Genomic DNA, 19,316 nt, shown 5'->3' with positions numbered 1-19,316 from the left:
CATGGTAACAATCGACGAAGGTTTTTTCCCGCGGCCCCTTGGCGCTGCCTGAGCGCCCCGCTTATTCTGCGTAAAATTTACCAAACATAAAAATCAGGATTTCACACATGCACGCCAGCGTTCAGCCAACGCACGCTCCTTCCTATTACGCCGCCACCGCCAACCGCCAGCTCAGCTTCGCGCCGTTGGCCGGCGAAGTGCGCGCGGATGTGTGCGTCGTCGGCGGTGGTTTCTCCGGTTTGAACACGGCCATTGAACTGGCTGAGCGTGGCTTCAGCGTCGTGCTGCTGGAAGCCAATCAAATGGGTTGGGGCGCCAGCGGGCGCAACGGCGGTCAGCTGATTCGAGGCGTCGGCCATGACGTTGAGCGCTTTGCCGGCGTGGTCGGTGCCGACGGTGTGCGCGAACTGAAGTTGCTCGGTCTGGAAGCGGTGGAAATCGTTCGCCGGCGCATCGAGCATTTCAACATTCAGTGCGACCTCACCTGGGGCTACTGCGACCTCGCCAACAAACCCGACGACCTCGAAGGCTTCGGCGACGACCTCGCCGAGCTGCGCGGGCTGGGCTATCGCCACGAACTGCGTTTGCTGCAAGCCGACGACATGCATCAGGTGGTCGGTTCCAGCCGCTACGTCGGCGGTTTGATCGACATGGGCTCGGGCCATCTTCATCCGCTCAACCTGGCGCTCGGTGAAGCGGCTGCCGCGCAGTCGCTCGGCGTGCAGCTGTTCGAACACTCGGCCGTAACCCGTATCGACTACGGCAACGAGGTGGTGGTGCACACGGCCGGCGGCAAGGTGCGGGCGAACAACCTGGTGCTGGCATGCAACGCCTACCTCAATGGTTTGAATAACAACCTGGGCGGCAAAGTGCTGCCGGCGGGGAGCTACATCATCGCCACCGAGCCCTTGAGCCCGGCGCAGGCGCGCACGCTTATCCCGCAAAACATGGCGCTCTGCGACCAGCGAGTGGCGCTTGATTACTATCGTTTATCCGCCGACCGTCGCCTGCTGTTCGGCGGCGCGTGCCATTACTCCGGGCGCGACCCGAAAGATATCGCCGCCTACATGCGGCCAAAAATGCTCGAGGTGTTCCCGCACCTGGACAAGGTAAAAATCGATTTCCAATGGGGCGGCATGATCGGCATTGGCGCCAACCGTCTGCCACAGATCGGCCGCCTGAAAGACCAGCGCAACGTGTTTTATGCCCAGGCCTATTCAGGCCACGGCGTGAACGCCACGCACCTGGCCGGTCGCCTGCTCGCCGAGGCGATTGCCGGTCAGGAAAGTCGTGGTTTCGACCTGTTCGCCAGCGTGCCCCACGTCACCTTCCCGGGCGGCAAATACCTGCGCTCGCCGCTGCTGGCCATGGGCATGCTCTGGCATCGCTTGAAAGAAGTGCTGTAACCGAACTGGCCGCAGCACGCGGCCAGTTTCCCGCCCTGGCGTTACAGGCGCACGCTGGCGAAGGTCGATTCGCTGCGCGCCTGACTCAGCGCCGACATCGCACCCGGCGTCGACGCCAACACCAACGCTTGTGGAATTGGCATCAGCGCTACTTGCTGAGCCGTGTTGGAGCCCATGCGTTCGTCACGCGGCGGAATGCCGAAGTACTCGCGGTAGCACTTGGAAAAGTGCGGCGTGGACACAAATCCGCACACCGACGCCACTTCGATAATCGACATCGGCGTCTGCTTGAGCAGTTGGCGCGCCCGCACCAGGCGCAGCTTCAGGTAATAGCGCGACGGCGAGCAGTGCAGGTACTTCTGGAACAGGCGCTCAAGCTGACGACGCGAGACGTTGACGTACACCGCCAACTCGTCGAGGTCGATGGGCTCTTCCAGATTGGCCTCCATCAGCACCACGATTTCCTGCAGCTTCGGCTGATTGGTGCCGAGCATGTGCTTGAGCGGCACGCGCTGGTGGTCTTGCTCGTTGCGGATGCGCTCGTACACAAACATTTCCGAAATCGCCGCCGACAGCTCGCGGCCGTGCTCGCGGGATATCACGTGCAGCATCATGTCCAACGGCGCGGTGCCGCCCGAACTGGTGAAACGGTTGCGGTCGAGGGTGAACAAGCGGGTGCTCATGACCACACGCGGGAAGGCTTCCTGCATCGCGGCCAGGCATTCCCAGTGCACGCTGCAATCAAAGCCATCGAGCAGCCCGGCACACGCCAGCGCCCAGCTGCCGGTGCACACCGCGCCCAGTTTGCGCGACTGACGCGCCTGGGTTTGCAGCCACAACACGTGTTCGCGGGTAACACTGCGTTGAATGCCGATGCCACCGCAGACAATCACCATATCCAGCGCCGGCGCCTTGCTGGCCGCGCAGTCCGGGGTAATTTGCAGCCCATCGCTGGCCCACACCTGATTGCCGTCCAGGGTCATGGTGGTCCAGCGATACAGCTCGCGGCCCGAAAGCTGGTTGGCCATCCGCAGGGGCTCCACGGCCGAGGCCAGGGAGATCAGAGTGAAATTGTCCAACAGCAGAAAGCCGATGGATTGTGGAGCACGGTTCTGGGGTTGTGCCCCTTGGTTGAACGGCGTCATCACGGTTCTCCTCACGCAGGTGTGGCCCCAGTCGGGACTCTTTATTTTTATGACTCGGGTGCGTTCACACCTTCGAGCTATAGCAGGCCTAACGCAAAGCCCATGCCTAAATTGAACGGACATTCAAAAAAAACTGAAAACGACGTCGCTGAGGCTCTATTCAGCGCGGGTTAACGAGACGGGGTCGGGGGAGCCACGGCGTCTGCGCCAGCGTGACTGAGCAGTTTCGTAGCACTTAGGCGGGCGCCTTCGCGATGGGCCTGGAAACTGTCACTGCTGGCAAATCGCTGGCCGTTACACCGCGCCAAAACATGGCGTGGGGGAAGTACAGCGATCAAAAAGTGTGCAGCGTTTTGCGCAGACGGCTGGCTTCACGGCGAGATCAAAAACTCGAGGCTAAAGCCTCTCCCACAGGGACCACCTAGCTTCTGTGGGAGAGGCTTTAGCCTCGATTCCTGCAAACGGTGATCGCCAAAGCCACCTCAACACTCAATCGCACTCACCGCCAAGCCACCGCGCGAGGTCTCTTTGTATTTGTCATGCATGTCGGCGCCGGTGTCGCGCATGGTGCGGATCACGCGGTCGAGGGAAATAAAGTGTTCGCCGTCACCGCGCAGCGCCATTTGCGCGGCGTTGATGGCTTTCACCGCAGCGATGGCATTGCGCTCGATGCACGGCACTTGCACCAGCCCGCCCACCGGGTCGCAGGTCAGGCCCAGGTTATGTTCCAGGCCGATCTCGGCGGCGTTTTCCAGTTGCCCCGGCGTGGCGCCCAGAATCTCCGCCAAACCGGCAGCGGCCATGGCACAGGCAGACCCTACTTCGCCCTGGCAACCCACTTCGGCGCCAGAAATTGAAGCGTTTTTCTTGCACAAAATGCCAATGGCGGCAGCGGCCAGGAAGTAATCGCACACGTCCGCCTCGGTCACCGCCGGGCTGAAGCGCACGAAGTAATGCAGCACGGCGGGAATGATGCCGGCCGCGCCATTGGTAGGCGCGGTCACCATCCGCCCGCCCGCTGCGTTTTCTTCGTTCACGGCCAGGGCGAACAGGTTCACCCACTCCATGCCGCTCAATGTCGAGCCAATCACGTTGGGCTTGCCCAGCTCCTGCAGGCTGCGGTGCAACTTGGCGGCGCGGCGTTTCACGTTCAAGCCGCCGGGCAGAATCCCTTCGTGCTTGAGGCCGTTGTTGACGCACTCGCACATGGCTTTCCACAGGCGCATCAGGCCTTGGCGAATTTCCGCTTCACTGCGCCAGGCCTTTTCGTTGGCCATCATCAGCTCCGACACGCGCAGGTTGTGGGTTTTGCACAACTGCAGAAGTTCTTCGGCACTGGAGAAATCGTACGGCAGCGCCGTGTGGTCCTGATCCAGCAGGCCGCTGGCAGCCTGCTCGGCGTCCACCACGAATCCACCGCCCACGGAGTAATAAGTGTCGCGGTGCAGCTCGCCGCCCTCGCCTTCGGCAATCAGCGTCATGGCGTTGGGGTGATACGGCAGGTTTTCGTCGAGCAGCAGCATGTCGCGCTGCCACTGGAACGGCACTTCGAAATGACCGTCAAGCAGCAGGCAACCGCTCTCGTGCAGCGCCGCCATGCGGGGGGCGATGGCGGCCGGGTCGATCGCGTCTGGCCAATCGCCCATCAAGCCCATGATGACTGCGCTGTCGCTGCCATGGCCGACGCCGGTGGCCGACAACGAGCCATACAGGCGCACTTCCACGCGGCGCACCTGCTGCAATTGTCCTCGCTCGCGCAGGCCTTGCAGGAACAAGGCGGCGGCGCGCATCGGGCCGACGGTGTGAGAGCTGGAGGGGCCGATGCCTATTTTGAATAGGTCGAACACGCTGATGGCCATGGTATTTCCTCAACCGGTACAGGGCAGCAAGCGCGCCCAACTTGCGCGGATCATCAGGCTTTTAGTGCGCTGTGCGGGGTCTGACACCGACTTGATCATGCCCAGCAACGTCGCCGCTGCGCTGCCTTGAGACCGGCAGCGACACCCCCCGCGCTGAATGCGACCTCGGCCACTCTAAACGCGACCTCCAGCGTGGCCGCGGTCACGTCCCACGCGCATAGTCGCCGCGCCCGGCATGCTTCCTGCGAGTGTATGGGCCTGCCATTTGGCAACCGGCGACTTCCAGGTGTGCGCCCGCGCGGCAGACACGGAAGTTTGGAGTGAATACCCGTCCCGCTAAGGAAAAGCATCCTATGAAACTCGTGACCTCTGTTTGCCTGGCGCTCAGCCTGGCGACGCCCGTATTGGCCACTGCCGCTGAACCGGAAAGCTGCAAACTGGTGCGCTTTGCCGACGTGGGCTGGACCGACATTACCGTCACCACGGCCGTCAGCCGCTACCTGCTGGGCTCGCTGGGCTACACCACCAATGCCAAGCGCCTGTCGGTGCCCGACACCTTCAAGAACCTGGAAACCAAACAGATCGACGTGTTCCTGGGCAACTGGATGCCGGCCCAGGAACACGAGATCAAACCCTTCCTCGACGCGGGCAGCATCGAAAGCGTGCGGGCCAATTTGCACGGCGCCAAATACACCTTGGCGGTGCCGACGTTCGTCTACGACGGCGGCCTGAAAAGCTTCGCCGACCTGGGCAAATTCCGCGAAAAACTCGACGGCAAAATCTACGGCATCGAGCCCGGCAACGACGGCAACGCGCTGATCCAGAAAATGATCAAAGGCAATTCGTTCGGCACCGGCCAATTCGAGCTGGTGGAAAGCAGCGAACAGAAAATGCTCGCCAGCGTCACCCGCGCCGAGCACCTGGAGCAGTGGATCGTGTTCCTCGGCTGGGAACCGCACCCGATGAACAACCACCTGAAAATGAAATACCTCGACGGCGGTGACGAGTTCTTCGGCCCCGACTACGGCGGCGCCACCGTGTACTCGCTAACGCGCAAAAACTTCAGCAAGGAATGCTCGAACGTCGGCACCTTGCTCAGCAATCTGGAATTCAGCCTGGGCATGGAAAACGAGCTGATGGACCAGGTCATCAACCAAACCGCCAACCCGCGCCAGTCGGCCAAAGACTGGCTCTACGCGCACCCCGAAGTGCTCGATAAGTGGCTGCATGGCGTCACCACGCGCGACGGCAAACCCGCACTGGCGGTGGTGCGCGAAAAGCTCGAACTGGCGCCCTGAGCATCATTCCCTGAGCGCAAAACCTCGCAATAAGCAGGCTCGCGCTCAGGGCAAAACGTCGTAAACGACCTGACCAATGCTGGATACGACGCCCTCTGCACTGGTTGCGACCCACCCTGTAGGCGTTTGAATTGTCCTGCTACATGATCGTTCTCGACATGACCGCTAGGCTTCGTTGCGCCAATGCCGGGACTTTCCCGCGCTTGCCCGACCCGAGGCCGACCCTATAAGCAGGACTACAACAAGCGGCTAAGCGCGTACTGCACTGCCAACCAATAATTTTAAAAGGAGTCAGTCCATGAAAATGTCCACACCCTTGTTATTGCTCGCCACGCTTAGCCTGCCCTTGCTGGCTAGCGCTGCCGAGCCTGCGTCATGCAGCACCGTGCGTTTTTCCGATGTGGGCTGGACCGACATCACCGTCACCACGGCGGTGACCAGTGAAGTGCTGGAGTCGCTGGGTTACAAAACCAAGACCACCATGATTTCCGTGCCCGTGACCTACAAATCACTGGCCGCAGGCAAAGACCTCGACGTGTTCCTCGGCAACTGGATGCCGACCATGGAAAACGACATCAAGGCCTACCGTGATGCCGGCACCGTGGAAACCGTGCGCGCCAACCTCGAAGGCGCCAAGTACACCCTCGCCGTACCGGACTACGCCTACGAGGCGGGCCTGAAAGATTTCTCCGACATCGCCAAATTCAAAGACAAGCTCGACGGCAAAATCTACGGCATCGAGCCTGGCAACGACGGCAACCGTCTGATCCAGAGCATGATCGACAAAGACGCCTTCGGCCTGAAGGGCTTCAAGGTGGTGGAGTCCAGCGAAGCGGCCATGCTCTCGCAACTCAAACGCTCCAGCCGCAAGAACGAATTCATGGTGTTCCTGGGCTGGGAACCGCACCCGATGAACACCCGCAACAAGATGAAGTACCTCACCGGCGGCGATGAGTACTTCGGCCCCAACTTCGGCCAAGCCACCGTACTCACCAACGTGCGCAAAGGCTACGTGCAAGAGTGCGGCAACGTCGGCAAGTTGTTGACCAACCTCTCCTTCACCCTGGAGATGGAAAACAACCTGATGGACGCCGTGCTCAACGAAAACCAGAAACCGCGCGACGCCGCCAAAGCCTGGCTCAAAGCCAACCCGCAAGTGCTCGACACCTGGCTGGCCGGGGTTACCACCCTCGACGGTAAGCCGGGCCTGGACGCCGCCAAAGCTGCGCTCGCCAAGTAAGCCTTCATTTCCAAAGACAGTAAGCAGTAACCGGGCGCGCACAGCCGTGATGGCGCGCCCGGCAGCCTGTGCCCATCCCGACCCACGTGGATAATCTCTACCATGCCGACTTTTGAAAAACTCCCTCTGGGCGAGAGAATCGCCGAATTCGTAGAGTGGCTGACGCAGCATGGCGCGGCGTATTTCGATGCCATCGCCTCGGCCCTGGAATTCATGATCCATGGGGTGACCAATGGCCTGACCTTTTTCAATCCGCTGGTATTGATTGGCCTGTTCGGTTTGCTCACCCACCTGATTCAACGCAAATGGGGCCTGACCCTGTTTTGCATCCTTTCGTTTCTGCTGATTCTCAACCTGGGTTACTGGCAAGAGACCATGGAAACCCTGGCGCAAGTGCTGTTCGCCACCTTCATCTGCGTATTGATTGGCGTGCCGCTGGGCATCATGGCCGCGCACCGCCCGCACTTTTACACGGTGCTGCAACCGGTCCTCGACCTGATGCAAACCGTACCGACCTTTGTGTACCTGATTCCTACCTTGACGCTGTTCGGCCTGGGCGTTGTGCCGGGGCTGATTTCCACGGTGGTGTTCGCGGTTGCCGCGCCGATTCGCCTGACCTACCTGGGCATTCGCGACGTGCCTAACGAGCTGATGGACGCCGGCAAAGCGTTCGGCTGCTCGCGCCGCCAACTGCTGACCCGCATCGAACTGCCGTACGCCATGCCGAGCATCGCGGCCGGCATTACCCAGTGCATCATGCTGTCGCTGTCGATGGTGGTAATCGCCGCACTGGTCGGCGCCGACGGCCTGGGCAAACCGGTGGTCAACGCACTGAACACAGCCGACATCGCACTCGGCTTCGAAGCCGGCCTGGCCATTGTGCTGCTGGCCATCATCCTCGACCGGGTATGCAAACAACCCGAAGCGAAAGTGAAGGTTGAACAATGAGCATGATTCGTTTCGATAACGTCGACGTCATCTTCTCCAAGTACCCCAAGGAAGCCTTGGCGCTGCTTGACCAGGGCATGACCCGCGACCAGATCCTGAAGAAAACCGGCCTGGTGGTCGGCGTCGAGAAAGCCAGCCTGGACGTCGAGCGCGGCGAAATCTGCGTGATGATGGGCCTGTCGGGCTCGGGCAAATCCAGCCTGCTGCGCTGCATCAACGGCCTCAACACCGTGAGCCGTGGCCGCTTGCTGATCGAGCACGAAGGCCAGGAAGTGGACATCGCCAATTGCTCGCCCGCCACCCTCAAAGACATGCGCACCAAACGCATCGCCATGGTGTTTCAGAAGTTCGCCCTGATGCCCTGGCTGACCGTGCGCGAGAACATCAGCTTCGGCCTGGAAATGCAGGGCCGCCCCAGCGCCCAGCGCACCAAGCTGGTGGATGAGAAACTCGAACTGGTGGGCCTTACGCAGTGGCGCAACAAGCGCCCGGATGAGCTTTCCGGCGGCATGCAGCAACGTGTGGGCCTGGCCCGCGCGCTGGCCATGGACGCCGACATTCTGCTGATGGACGAACCGTTCTCCGCCCTCGACCCGCTGATTCGCCAAGGCTTGCAAGACGAGCTGCTGGAACTGCAACGCAAGCTGAGCAAAACCATCGTGTTCGTTAGTCACGACCTCGACGAAGCGCTGAAACTGGGTAGCCGCATCGCCATCATGAAAGACGGTCGGATCATCCAATACAGCAAGCCGGAAGAGATCGTACTCAACCCGGCCGACGAATATGTACGCACCTTCGTCGCCCACACCAACCCGCTCAACGTGCTGTGCGGTCGCAGCCTGATGCGCAGCCTGGACAAATGCACGCGGGTAAACGGCGAAGTGTGCCTGGACCCTGGCAACGACTCCTGGCTTGGTTTGGCCGAGGGCAATATGTACCAAGGCGCGCGCCAGGGTGCCGATGCCATCACCCTGCAGAACTGGGCGCCGGGTGATGCCGTGGAAGGCCTGACCCGCCGGCCGACATTGGTCGACTCCAACATCGGCATGCGCGATGCGTTGCAAATCCGCTACCAGACCGGGCACAAGTTGGTGCTGCACGATGCCAATCGGGTGGTGGGGGTGTTGGGAGATACCGAGCTGTATCACGCGTTGTTGGGTAAGAATCTGGGTTAGGTGTTTGTCTGGCCTACGCGCACGACTTGCAATTCTGGATTCCGAATCGTCGGACCGCCGCCTTCGCGGGAATGACGGAGGCGACTGAGAAAACTCCGTCATTCCCGCGCAGGCGGGAATCCAGAATCTTGAGGCTGAACACGCTAGCGAACGAAACGCAGCCCGAACCTTTAGCGAACGCCCATATGTCGCGAACACACCACACCGACCCCCCTATGTCGCTTCCAGCTACAGCCGGTCGTTTTTATTGATTCCGCGTTCAATAAAAACTCACTAGACTGCTGCAAAGCCCGTCGCGTCTGGATGCAGGAGTAGACCAATGCCCAAAGTAGGGATGCAACCCATCCGCCGTTCACAGCTTATTCACGCGACTCTGGAAGCCGTGGACCAAGTGGGCATGGACGCCAGCATCGCCCTGATCGCCCGTTTGGCTGGCGTGTCCAACGGCATCATCAGCCATTACTTCCAAGACAAAAACGGCCTGCTCGAGGCCACTATGCGTCACCTGATGACGGCCCTCAGCCTGTCGGTGCGCGACCGTCGCGCGTTGCTGGAAGACGCCAGCCCGCGCGCCCACATCCGCACCATCATTGAAGGCAACTTCGACGATAGCCAGGTCAATGGCCCGGCCATGAAAACCTGGCTGGCCTTCTGGGCCAGCAGCATGCACCAGCCTTCGCTGCGTCGCCTGCAACGCATTAACGACCATCGCTTGTATTCAAATATCTGCTGCGAATTCCGCCGCGTACTGCCCGTTAACGAGGCGCGCATGGCAGCCCGTGGGCTGGCGGCGTTGATTGACGGCTTGTGGTTGCGCGGCGCCCTGAGTGGCGAGGCGTTCGATACCCAGCAAGCGCTGCAAATCGCTTTCGACTACCTGGACCAACAATTGGCCAGGCAGGCGGGCTAAGCGCTCGCCCTTCCCTTCACCCGAATTTCGCGAGGACACCATGGCCCGTTTCCCCCTGCAAAAACTCTACATCCACGGCGGTTACGTTGACGCCACCAGCGGCGCCACGTTCCAGGCCATCAACCCAGCCAACGGCGAAGTGCTGGCCGAGGTGCAACGGGCTTCGCAGGCAGATGTGGAGCGCGCGGTGGCGAGCGGGCAGAAGGGGCAGAAAGTGTGGGCGGCAATGACCGCCATGCAGCGCTCGCGCATCCTGCGCAAAGCCGTGGACATTCTGCGCGAGCGCAACGACGAACTGGCCGAACTGGAAACCCTGGACACCGGCAAGGCGTTGTCGGAGACCCGTTACGTCGACATCGTCACCGGCGCCGACGTGCTCGAGTATTACGCCGGCCTGGTGCCCGCCATTGAAGGCGAGCAGATTCCGCTGCGCGAAACCTCCTTCGTCTACACCCGCCGCGAACCGCTGGGCGTAGTTGCGGGCATCGGCGCGTGGAATTACCCGATTCAGATCGCCCTGTGGAAGTCCGCACCGGCATTGGCGGCGGGCAACGCGATGATTTTCAAACCCAGCGAAGTCACCTCGCTGACCACCTTGAAGCTGGCGGAAATCTACACCGCCGCCGGCCTGCCCGATGGCGTGTTCAACGTACTCACCGGCAGCGGCCGTGAAGTCGGCACCTGGCTCACCGAGCACCCGGCCATCGAGAAAATTTCCTTCACCGGCGGCACCGACACTGGCAAGAAAGTCATGGCCAGCGCGTCAAGTTCTTCGCTTAAAGAAGTGACCATGGAACTGGGCGGCAAGAGCCCGTTGATCATCTTTGAAGACGCCAACCTCAACCGCGCCGCCGACATCGCCGTGATGGCCAACTTCTACAGCTCCGGCCAGGTGTGCACCAACGGCACCCGCGTGTTCGTGCCGCGCAGTTTGCAGGCGCGCTTCGAAGCCAAAGTGCTGGAGCGCGTACAGCGCATTCGCCTGGGCGACCCCACCGACGACACCACCAACTTCGGTCCGCTGGTGAGCTTCGCGCACATGGAAAACGTGCTCGGCTACATCGCCAAAGGCAAGGAAGAAGGCGCGCGTCTATTGATCGGCGGCGAACGCGTGACCACGGGCGAATTCGGCAAAGGCGCCTACGTGGCCCCCACCGTATTCAGCGACTGCACCGACGACATGAGCATCGTGCGCGAAGAAATCTTCGGCCCGGTGATGAGCATTCTGGTGTACGACGACGAAGCCGAAGTGATCCGCCGCGCCAACGACACCGAGTTCGGCCTGGCGGCCGGCATCATCACCCAAGACCTCAACCGCGCCCACCGCGTGATTCACCAACTGGAAGCCGGCATTTGCTGGATCAACACCTGGGGCGAGTCGCCGGCCGAAATGCCAGTGGGCGGCTACAAACAGTCCGGCGTCGGCCGCGAAAACGGGCTGGTGACCTTGGCGCAGTACACGCGAATTAAATCGGTGCAGGTGGAGTTGGGTGGGTATACGTCGGTGTTCTAGGCATTGCAACTTCCTGTGGGAGCGGCTTAAGCCGCGATGCTCTTCAAGGTCAACAACTCGCGGCTAAAGCCGCTCCCACAGGCCGCATTCATACGGTTTGCCGCGTCTGATTCAGGACCAATCATGAACACAGAATTCGATTACATCATCGTCGGCGCCGGCTCAGCCGGTAACACCCTGGCCACGCGCCTGACCGAAGATGCCGACGTCACCGTGCTGCTGCTCGAAGCCGGCGGCCCGGACTATCGCCTCGACTTTCGCACCCAGATGCCCGCCGCGTTAGCCTTTCCGCTGCAAGGCCGGCGCTATAACTGGGCGTACGAAACCGACCCCGAACCGCACATGAACAACCGCCGCATGGAATGCGGGCGCGGCAAAGGCCTGGGCGGCTCGTCGCTGATCAACGGCATGTGCTACATCCGTGGCAACGCCATGGACTACGACGGCTGGGCAAAAAACCCAGGACTGGAAGACTGGAGCTACCTCGACTGCCTGCCCTACTTCCGCAAAGCCGAAACCCGCGACATCGGCCCCAACGACTACCACGGCGGCGACGGCCCGGTGAGCGTCACCACGCCAAAGGCCGGCAATAATCCGCTGTTCAAAGCCATGGTCGAAGCAGGCGTGCAAGCCGGTTACCCGCGCACCGAAGACCTCAACGGTTACCAGCAGGAAGGCTTCGGGCCGATGGACCGCACCGTCACACCACAAGGCCGGCGCTCCAGCACGGCGCGCGGTTATCTCGACCAAGCGCGCGGTCGGCCAAACCTGACCATCGTCACCCACGCCCTCACCGACCGCGTGCTGTTCGAAGGCAAACAAGCCGTGGGCGTGGCGTACATGAAGGGCACCAGCTCGATTCCCGTGGAAGCCATGGCGCGCCGCGAAGTGCTGGTGTGCTCGGGCGCCATCGCCTCGCCGCAAATTCTGCAGCGCTCCGGCGTCGGCCCGGCGGCCTTGCTGAAAAAACTGCGCATTCCCCTGGTGCACGACCTGCCCGGCGTTGGCGAGAACCTGCAAGACCATCTGGAAATGTACCTGCAATACGCCTGCACCCAGCCGGTGTCGCTGTACCCGTCGTTGCTGTGGTGGAACCAGCCGCCGATTGGCGCGAAATGGCTGTTCCTCGGCAAGGGCATTGGCGCCAGCAACCAGTTCGAAGCGGGCGGGTTTATCCGCAGCCGCGCCGAGTTCGAATGGCCGAATATTCAATACCACTTCCTGCCCGTGGCGATTAACTACAACGGCAGCAACGGCGTTAAAGAGCACGGCTTCCAGGCGCACGTGGGCTCCATGCGCTCGCCGAGCCGTGGGCGCATTCAGCTCAAATCCAAAGACCCGCGCGAGCACCCGAGCATCCTGTTCAACTACATGGCCACCGAACAGGACTGGCAAGAATTTCGCGACGGCATCCGCATCACCCGCGAGATCATGAACCAGCCGGCGCTCGACCCGTTCCGCGGCCGCGAAATCAGCCCCGGCCCCGAGGTGCAGACCGACGAGCAGCTCGACCAATTCATCCGCGAGCACGCCGAAACCGCCTTCCATCCCTCGTGCTCCTGCAAGATGGGCACCGACGACATGGCCGTAGTCGACGGCGAAGGCCGCGTGCATGGCGTGCAGGGCTTGCGCGTGGTGGATGCCTCAATCATGCCGCTTATTACCACCGGCAATCTCAACGCGCCGACCATCATGATCGCGGAGAAAATCGCCGACAAAATCCGCGGTCGCACGCCGCTGCCACGCAGTACCGCGCCCTACTACGTCGCCAATGGGGCGCCGGTTAGAGGGGCGCCGTTGCGCTGAGCAAAAGGTCAAAAGCATCGCGGCTAAAGCCGCTCCCACAGGGGGACGTGCCTTTGCTTTTGATCTGGGTTGATTTTGACCTGCCCATCGCGACTGAAGTCGCTACCACAGATCGCACAACCTGTAGGAGCGGCTTTAGCCGCGATGCTTTTGATTTAGCGTGTGATCCACCGCTTTTGATCGGGCTTTTGATCGGGCTTTTGATCTTGATCCTCCCGCCCCGTTGGGAGGGGCCGAGGTCGGGGCGAGCGCTTTTGGTTACTTTTCTGGCTACTGAGAAAAGTGACTCGCCCGTAAGGGGCGAAACAAAACGTTCAGCACCTGCGGTAACGAAGGAAAACTGCGATCGCCAGGCGATGGCGACGAGCAGACTAGTCCGGCAAATTCCTGCGAATCATCCACTGCCCATTCGGCGGCACCAGCACACTCAAATCCAGCCCGCCTACCGTATCGCGATCCAACATGATGATCTGCGGACTCACCCACTTAGCCACCGGCTGCTTCTCCAGCAGGCGCACTGCCATGTCCACGGCAATGCGCGCCTGCACCACCGGCGAATCGGTCGGCGCCGCCAGCACCTGACCCTGGGCGATCGGCTCCAGCAGCCGCTCGTTGGTATAAAACGACAACGTCTCGAAGTGAAAGCGCGGCCCGCTGTTGTGCCGCAGCCGCGAAGCAAACGCGGCCGCCTCGGCGTTGCCGACGACGTAATCCAGATTGGGCTCGCGCTCTAAAAGGCCGCGAATCAAGGGCGCCTGGCCGGAGATATCTGCCGGCCCATAGCCGCCATGAATCAGCGTCACCGAGCTGCCCTCCAGCGCCTTGTGCAACCCGGCTTCCGCGTCCGTGAGCCAGCCCGCACCTTGCGGTCCGGGGAACCAGCCGACGCGAATCGCGCGGCCTTTGCTGTTGGCCAGCATGTAGGCAACGGCCGCCTCGGTCATGGTGGCGAAGTCCACCCGCGAATGAGCGCTGACGCCGGGGCAGTCGAGCCGATTGGCCAGGTCAATCACCGGCGCGCCCTGATCGGCGACCGCTTTGATTTGCCCGCACAATGCCGTGTCGCTGACGGCGCCGATGATGTACGCGTCGGCACCGCGATCAACGCAGCGGGCGAATTGGCCGCTCTGAACCGCGGCGTTTGCATAGCCGCCAGCATCGTAAATGCCCAGCCGCACGCCTTGGCGATTGGCCTCTTGCGACAAGCCCCACGACATCGCCCACCAGTAACGGCCGACGCCTTGCGGCACCATCGCGCAGATACGCCACGGCTTGCTGGCTTTGAGTTGCGGCCGATAACTGGCGGGTTGCCCATCGCTGACCACGGGCACCGGGAACCACTCCTCGGCGCGCAGGGGCAGCGCGAACAGCAAGCACATCGTTACGCAACACATCAGCCGCATGAGGCAAGCCTTAACCAGTGAATTAGCACAATGGAACGCCGGTACAAGCGTGGCAGTCGCATTTGAATAATGCCAACCCGCCGGCGGCAAAATCAGGTCTGAACCGAGGCCATTTGCGCCATAGCTGCTGGTCAGTTGCAAAGCTTGGGCCTAGAGTCCGTGCAGCGTTGCCCGTGTCGCTCAGAAGTCGAGACCTGTTATGCCCGTACAACCCGCGCTGGATGCCCGCACTGCCCGTTTGCTGCCCTGGATTGTCGCCATCGCATTTTTTATGCAGACCCTGGACGGCACCATTCTCAACACGGCCCTGCCGGCCATGGCCCGCGAGCTGCTCGAAGACCCGCTGCGCATGCAGTCGGTGGTCATCGCTTACATGCTGACGGTGGCGCTGCTGATTCCGGCCTCTGGCTGGATTGCCGATCGCTTCGGCACACGGCGGATTTTCTTCGGCGCGATTTTGTTATTCAGCCTCGGCTCGTTGCTCTGCGCCCTTAGCGTCAGCCTTCCGCAGTTGGTCGGCGCGCGCATCGTGCAGGGGTTGGGCGGCGCGTTGATGATGCCGGTCGGGCGTTTGGTGGTGTTGCGCGCCTACCCGCGCACGGAACTGGTGCGCATCATGAGTTTCATCACCCTGCCCGGTTTGCTGGGTCCGCTGATTGGCCCGACGCTGGGCGGCTGGCTGGTGGAGTACGCCAGTTGGCATTGGATTTTTCTGATCAACATTCCGGTCGGCATCATCGGCTGCATCGCTGTGTACCGCGTGATGCCAGACCTGCGCGGCCCGCAACGCAGCCGCTTCGACACCCTGGGTTTTCTCCTGTTTGGTGGCGCCATGGTGTTGATCACCATCGCCCTCGAAGGCTTGGGTGAACTGCACCTGGCGCACATGCGCGTGATGTTGCTGTTGCTTGGCGGCCTCGCGTGCCTGGCAGCTTACTGGCTGCGCGCAGGGCAGGTGGACGAGCCGCTGTTCTCGCCCCGGCTGTTTCGCACGCGCACGTTTGCGGTCGGCATTCTGGGTAATTTGTTCGCCCGCCTGGGCAGCGGCTCGTTGCCGTTTCTGGTGCCGCTGCTGCTGCAAGTGGCGCTGGGTTATTCGCCGGCCCAAGCAGGCATGAGCATGATTCCCCTGGCATTGGCGGCGATGGCAGTAAAGCCGCTGGCAAAGACCATCATCGACCGCTTCGGCTACCGCACCGTACTCACCGGCAACACGCTGCTGCTCGGCGCCCTGCTGGCCAGCCTGGGCACCGTCAGCGCCGAGACGCCTTACGCGTTATTGCTGGTGCATTTGGGCTTTCTTGGCGCGGTGAATTCCATGCAGTTCACGGCCATGAACACCGTCACCCTGATCGACCTGGACGACGCCAGCACCAGCAGCGGCAACAGCCTGCTGTCGGTGGTGGTGCAACTGGCGATTAGCCTTGGCATCGCTTCCGGCGCGGCGTTATTGGGTGGGTTTACCAGTGAGATCGGCACGGGCGAAATCAGCAGCGTGCTCGGTGCGTTTCAGCTGACGTTTCTGTGTGTGGGCGTGTTGACGCTGCTGGCGGCGGGAATATTTCTGCAGCTATCGCCGGAGGATGGGCGCAAGGCGAATCGGATCGCGACCGAGGTGCACGACTAAATGAGGTGCACAACTAAAGGCAACGCCGCTGAGGGCCTAGCCGAAGTAACTGCCGTTCTTGGTCGGCAGCCCGCTCCACAATTCTTCCAGCCGGGGGAAGTTCCAGTCCTCCGGCGCCTCGCGGCCGACGATCTTTTCCCGGCCGACCAGCTTGGATAAGTCGACGATTTGCTGAGGGATCGGGGTTTTCGACTTGGCCGAGAAAAACACTTTTACCCGGGGCGTCAGCAGCGAGGTGGGGTGTTGGTCCATAACCAGCCCCAACCGCCCGCTTTCCAAGCGCACCAGCGAACCGGTGGGGTAAATGCCGACCGATTTGACGAAGGCCTGAAACACCGCCTGATCAAAATGCCCTTTGCTCCACTCGGCCATTTTGCGAATGGATTCGGCGGGGTCCCAGCCGGCTTTGTACGGGCGGTTGGAGGTGATGGCGTCATACACGTCGCACACCGCGCCCATCTTGGCGAACAGGCTGATTTCGTCGCCTTTCAAACGATGCGGGTAGCCGCTGCCATCGATTTTTTCGTGGTGGTGCAGGCACACGTCGATCACCGCATCACTCACTTGCTGGTTCACGCCCAGCAAGCGCACGCCGGCTTCCGGGTGTTGGCGCACGGTGGTGAATTCGGCGTCGGTGAGCTTGCCGGGTTTGTTGAGGATGGCGTCGGGGATCATCATTTTGCCGATGTCGTGCAGCAAACCGGCGACGCCCGCCTCGCGAACCTGTTCCTCCGCCAGTTCAAGCTGACGCGCCAGGGCAATCATCAGCGCGCACACGGCCACTGAATGCATGTAGGTGTATTCATCACAGGTCTTCAGGCGTGCCAGGCTGATCATGGCGTCAGGGTGGCGGGCCACCGAATCGGCGATTTCTTCCACCAGCTCGGCCACGTGTTCGGCGTTTATGGCCTGGCCCATGCGCACTTCGCCAAACATGGCGACCACCGCTTTTTTCGAGCGGGCGCAGAGTTTTTGTGCACGTTTGACTTCGTCATCCAGCGAAGCGCTGATCGGCTTCTGCGGCGCCTGGGCTTCAGTCACCAGCAGGTTATCCACTTCAGCCGCCACCTCCGCCTGGCTTAACGCAGCGCTGCCATCAGCCACATCACGACCTTTGGAGGCGTCGATCCACACTTCCTCGATGCCACTGTCGAGGATTCGCTTGAGGTCTTTGTCTTCGGTAAGGAGAAACTTGGCCTTCCAGAATGGGTGCTCCATCCACGAACCGCAAAACTCGTGAATGTGCATGCCCAGGCAAAGGTCGGTAACGGCGATTCGTTTCAGCACGGTGGCACCCGGAAACGGTCTTCGGTAACGGGCATGCATGAGCGCAAGCCCGACAAAGAAGTAATACCAGCAAATGGCCAGTTCTGCGCCAGACTTTAGCCGTAATCCGTCGGCTGCAACGCAGTTTTTCAACGCAGTCTGTCGCGCGCCGGTACGGCCCATGCCGTGCCGCGCGGCGCCCCTGTTACACTGCACGCCATTTCCGTTTAGCAGGTCTGTGCCGTGACTTCCACCGCGTTCAATTCGTTGCCCCTGTCCGCCGCCATGTTGGCCAACCTCGAGTCGCTGGGGTACGCCGAAATGACGCCGATTCAGGCACAAAGCCTGCCGGTGATTCTCAAGGGCATGGACCTGATCGCCCAGGCCAAGACCGGCAGCGGCAAAACGGCTGCCTTTGGTATCGGTCTGCTAAACCCGCTAAACCCGCGCTATTTCGGTTGCCAGGCGCTGGTGTTGTGCCCGACCCGCGAGTTGGCCGACCAAGTGGCCAAGGAGATTCGCCGCCTGGCCCGCAGCGCCGACAACATCAAAGTGCTGACCCTGTGTGGCGGCGTGCCCTTCGGCCCGCAAATCGGCTCGCTGGAGCACGGCGCGCACATCATCGTGGGCACGCCGGGTCGTATTCAGGAGCACCTTCGTAAAGGCACGTTGAAACTCGACGGGCTGAACACACTGGTGCTCGACGAAGCCGACCGCATGCTCGACATGGGCTTCAACGACGCCATCACCGACATCATTGGCCAGACCCCCAGCAAGCGTCAGACGCTGCTGTTCTCCGCTACCTACCCGGCCGGCATCAAGCAATTGTCGGCCGCGTTCATGCGCAATCCGCAGCAGGTAAAGGCCGAGGCGCTGCACGCCGACAGCCAGATCGAGCAGCGTTTTTACGAGATTGATCCGGACCAACGCATGCAGGCAGTCACAAAACTGCTGGCGCACTTCCGCCCGCAATCGTGCGTGGCGTTCTGCTTTACCAAACAACAGTGTCAGGAAGTGGTCGATCACCTCACCGCCAAGGGTTTTTCGGCGCAGAGCCTGCACGGCGATCTGGAACAGCGTGACCGCGATCAGGTGCTGGCGATGTTTGCCAACCGCAGTTGCAGCGTGCTGGTGGCCACAGACGTGGCAGCGCGTGGTCTGGACATCGACGCCCTCGACGCCGTGATCAACGTGGAGCTGGCGCGCGATTCTGAAATTCACATTCACCGCGTTGGCCGTACCGGTCGCGCCGGCGAAAAAGGCCTCGCACTCAGCCTGGTCGCCCCGGCCGAAGGGCATCGCGCGCAGGCCATCGAAACCCGCCAGCAAGCGCCGCTGCATTGGGACCAACTCGACAACCTCAAACCGCAACCCGGCGGCCCGCTGCAACCGCCCATGGTGACCCTGTGCATCGCCGCTGGACGCAAAGACAAAGTGCGCCCCGGCGATATTCTCGGCGCGCTGACGGGCGATGCCGGCATCGCCGGTGACAAGGTCGGCAAGATTGCGATTTTTGATTACCAGGCCTACGTGGCGGTGGATCGCAACGTGGTAAACCAGGCGCTGAATCGCTTGAATAGCGGGAAGATCAAGGGCAAGTCGATCCGGGTAAGAATGTTGTAAGAGCCATCGCGGCTAAAGCCGCTCCCACAGGAAATCGGTTTTCTGTAGGAGCGGCTTTAGCCGCGATCGGGAACACGCCGTACGGTGCCGGCCACCG

The 19,316-nt window shown here is 61.6% G+C and carries 14 protein-coding genes; 10 read left to right on the top strand and 4 right to left on the bottom strand.

Translation table 11 applies throughout. The features are described from left to right. Window positions 1-107: 107 nt before the first annotated feature. On the top strand, window positions 108-1,406 hold the full coding sequence (locus ACZZZU_RS16045) for an NAD(P)/FAD-dependent oxidoreductase (protein ID WP_463551172.1): 1,299 nt from the start codon (window positions 108-110) through the stop codon (window positions 1,404-1,406). A gap of 41 nt (window positions 1,407-1,447) precedes the next feature. Here the strand turns inward: ACZZZU_RS16045 and gbdR are convergent, their stop codons facing one another. Together gbdR and ACZZZU_RS16035 are read right to left on the bottom strand one after the other, a co-directional pair. Continuing rightward, on the bottom strand, window positions 1,448-2,551 hold the full coding sequence (gene gbdR / locus ACZZZU_RS16040; RefSeq protein ID WP_122497562.1) for a choline metabolism transcriptional regulator GbdR: 1,104 nt from the start codon (window positions 2,549-2,551) through the stop codon (window positions 1,448-1,450). A gap of 482 nt (window positions 2,552-3,033) precedes the next feature. Then, on the bottom strand, window positions 3,034-4,410 hold the full coding sequence (locus ACZZZU_RS16035; RefSeq protein WP_463551171.1) for an L-serine ammonia-lyase: 1,377 nt from the start codon (window positions 4,408-4,410) through the stop codon (window positions 3,034-3,036). Between the two features lie 353 nt (window positions 4,411-4,763). On the opposite strand from ACZZZU_RS16035, the gene ACZZZU_RS16030 reads away from it, so the two are divergent. From ACZZZU_RS16030 to betA, 7 genes are all read left to right on the top strand, one after another. Then, window positions 4,764-5,708 carry a choline ABC transporter substrate-binding protein gene (locus ACZZZU_RS16030; RefSeq protein WP_463551170.1) on the top strand — a complete coding sequence of 315 codons (945 nt, stop codon included), beginning with the start codon at window positions 4,764-4,766 and terminating at the stop codon, window positions 5,706-5,708. Window positions 5,709-6,006: 298 nt separating this feature from the next. After that, window positions 6,007-6,948 carry a choline ABC transporter substrate-binding protein gene (locus tag ACZZZU_RS16025; RefSeq protein WP_122497568.1) on the top strand — a complete coding sequence of 314 codons (942 nt, stop codon included), beginning with the start codon at window positions 6,007-6,009 and terminating at the stop codon, window positions 6,946-6,948. A 102-nt stretch (window positions 6,949-7,050) separates the two neighbouring features. Continuing rightward, complete coding sequence (choW, locus tag ACZZZU_RS16020; RefSeq protein ID WP_463551169.1) at window positions 7,051-7,896, top strand: choline ABC transporter permease subunit; 846 nt, start codon at window positions 7,051-7,053, stop codon at window positions 7,894-7,896. Then, window positions 7,893-9,071, top strand: coding sequence for a choline ABC transporter ATP-binding protein (gene choV, locus ACZZZU_RS16015; RefSeq protein WP_463551168.1), 1,179 nt, complete (start codon window positions 7,893-7,895; stop codon window positions 9,069-9,071). Before choW ends, choV begins: the two co-directional genes overlap by 4 nt. Window positions 9,072-9,390: 319 nt before the next feature. Further along, complete coding sequence (betI, locus tag ACZZZU_RS16010) at window positions 9,391-9,981, top strand: transcriptional regulator BetI (protein ID WP_463540811.1); 591 nt, start codon at window positions 9,391-9,393, stop codon at window positions 9,979-9,981. 40 nt (window positions 9,982-10,021) lie between these two features. Then, window positions 10,022-11,494 carry a betaine-aldehyde dehydrogenase gene (betB, locus tag ACZZZU_RS16005; RefSeq protein ID WP_463551167.1) on the top strand — a complete coding sequence of 491 codons (1,473 nt, stop codon included), beginning with the start codon at window positions 10,022-10,024 and terminating at the stop codon, window positions 11,492-11,494. Window positions 11,495-11,617: 123 nt separating this feature from the next. After that, window positions 11,618-13,300, top strand: coding sequence for a choline dehydrogenase (gene betA / locus ACZZZU_RS16000; protein ID WP_463551166.1), 1,683 nt, complete (start codon window positions 11,618-11,620; stop codon window positions 13,298-13,300). A gap of 371 nt (window positions 13,301-13,671) precedes the next feature. On the opposite strand, the gene torT is transcribed toward betA, so the two are convergent. Next, window positions 13,672-14,703, bottom strand: coding sequence for a TMAO reductase system periplasmic protein TorT (gene torT / locus ACZZZU_RS15995; RefSeq protein ID WP_463551165.1), 1,032 nt, complete (start codon window positions 14,701-14,703; stop codon window positions 13,672-13,674). Between the two features lie 199 nt (window positions 14,704-14,902). Here torT and mdtD point away from each other — a divergent pair, with 199 nt between their 5' ends. Next, the gene (mdtD, locus tag ACZZZU_RS15990) at window positions 14,903-16,330 is read left to right on the top strand and encodes a multidrug transporter subunit MdtD (protein WP_463551164.1); all 1,428 of its coding nucleotides are present in this window, start codon (window positions 14,903-14,905) and stop codon (window positions 16,328-16,330) included. A gap of 36 nt (window positions 16,331-16,366) precedes the next feature. Here the strand turns inward: mdtD and ACZZZU_RS15985 are convergent, their stop codons facing one another. Beyond that, window positions 16,367-17,617: an HD-GYP domain-containing protein gene (locus tag ACZZZU_RS15985; protein ID WP_463551163.1), complete on the bottom strand. Its 1,251-nt coding sequence runs from the start codon at window positions 17,615-17,617 to the stop codon at window positions 16,367-16,369. Between the two features lie 222 nt (window positions 17,618-17,839). Here ACZZZU_RS15985 and dbpA point away from each other — a divergent pair, with 222 nt between their 5' ends. Then, window positions 17,840-19,219 (top strand): ATP-dependent RNA helicase DbpA, encoded by a 1,380-nt coding sequence (dbpA, locus tag ACZZZU_RS15980; protein ID WP_122497583.1) that lies wholly within the window; start codon window positions 17,840-17,842, stop codon window positions 19,217-19,219. Window positions 19,220-19,316: the final 97 nt, after the last annotated feature.

It is taken from the genome of Pseudomonas sp. AC136, assembly GCF_979258585.1.
Note: the sequence above shows the minus strand (reverse complement) of the source record. Positions and strands in the feature narration are given on the sequence as shown.

What these genes read in the sequence shown, in the direction of transcription:
- betA (WP_463551166.1), top strand. Translation starts at nt 11,618, where the DNA reads ATGAACACAGAATTCGATTACATCATCGTCGGCGCCGGCTCAGCCGGT.
- choW (WP_463551169.1), top strand. Translation starts at nt 7,051, where the DNA reads ATGCCGACTTTTGAAAAACTCCCTCTGGGCGAGAGAATCGCCGAATTC.
- ACZZZU_RS16045 (WP_463551172.1), top strand. Translation starts at nt 108, where the DNA reads ATGCACGCCAGCGTTCAGCCAACGCACGCTCCTTCCTATTACGCCGCC.
- betI (WP_463540811.1), top strand. Translation starts at nt 9,391, where the DNA reads ATGCCCAAAGTAGGGATGCAACCCATCCGCCGTTCACAGCTTATTCAC.
- torT (WP_463551165.1), bottom strand. Translation starts at nt 14,703, where the DNA reads ATGCGGCTGATGTGTTGCGTAACGATGTGCTTGCTGTTCGCGCTGCCC.
- mdtD (WP_463551164.1), top strand. Translation starts at nt 14,903, where the DNA reads ATGCCCGTACAACCCGCGCTGGATGCCCGCACTGCCCGTTTGCTGCCC.
- ACZZZU_RS16035 (WP_463551171.1), bottom strand. Translation starts at nt 4,410, where the DNA reads ATGGCCATCAGCGTGTTCGACCTATTCAAAATAGGCATCGGCCCCTCC.
- ACZZZU_RS16025 (WP_122497568.1), top strand. Translation starts at nt 6,007, where the DNA reads ATGAAAATGTCCACACCCTTGTTATTGCTCGCCACGCTTAGCCTGCCC.
- betB (WP_463551167.1), top strand. Translation starts at nt 10,022, where the DNA reads ATGGCCCGTTTCCCCCTGCAAAAACTCTACATCCACGGCGGTTACGTT.
- ACZZZU_RS16030 (WP_463551170.1), top strand. Translation starts at nt 4,764, where the DNA reads ATGAAACTCGTGACCTCTGTTTGCCTGGCGCTCAGCCTGGCGACGCCC.
- choV (WP_463551168.1), top strand. Translation starts at nt 7,893, where the DNA reads ATGAGCATGATTCGTTTCGATAACGTCGACGTCATCTTCTCCAAGTAC.
- gbdR (WP_122497562.1), bottom strand. Translation starts at nt 2,551, where the DNA reads ATGACGCCGTTCAACCAAGGGGCACAACCCCAGAACCGTGCTCCACAA.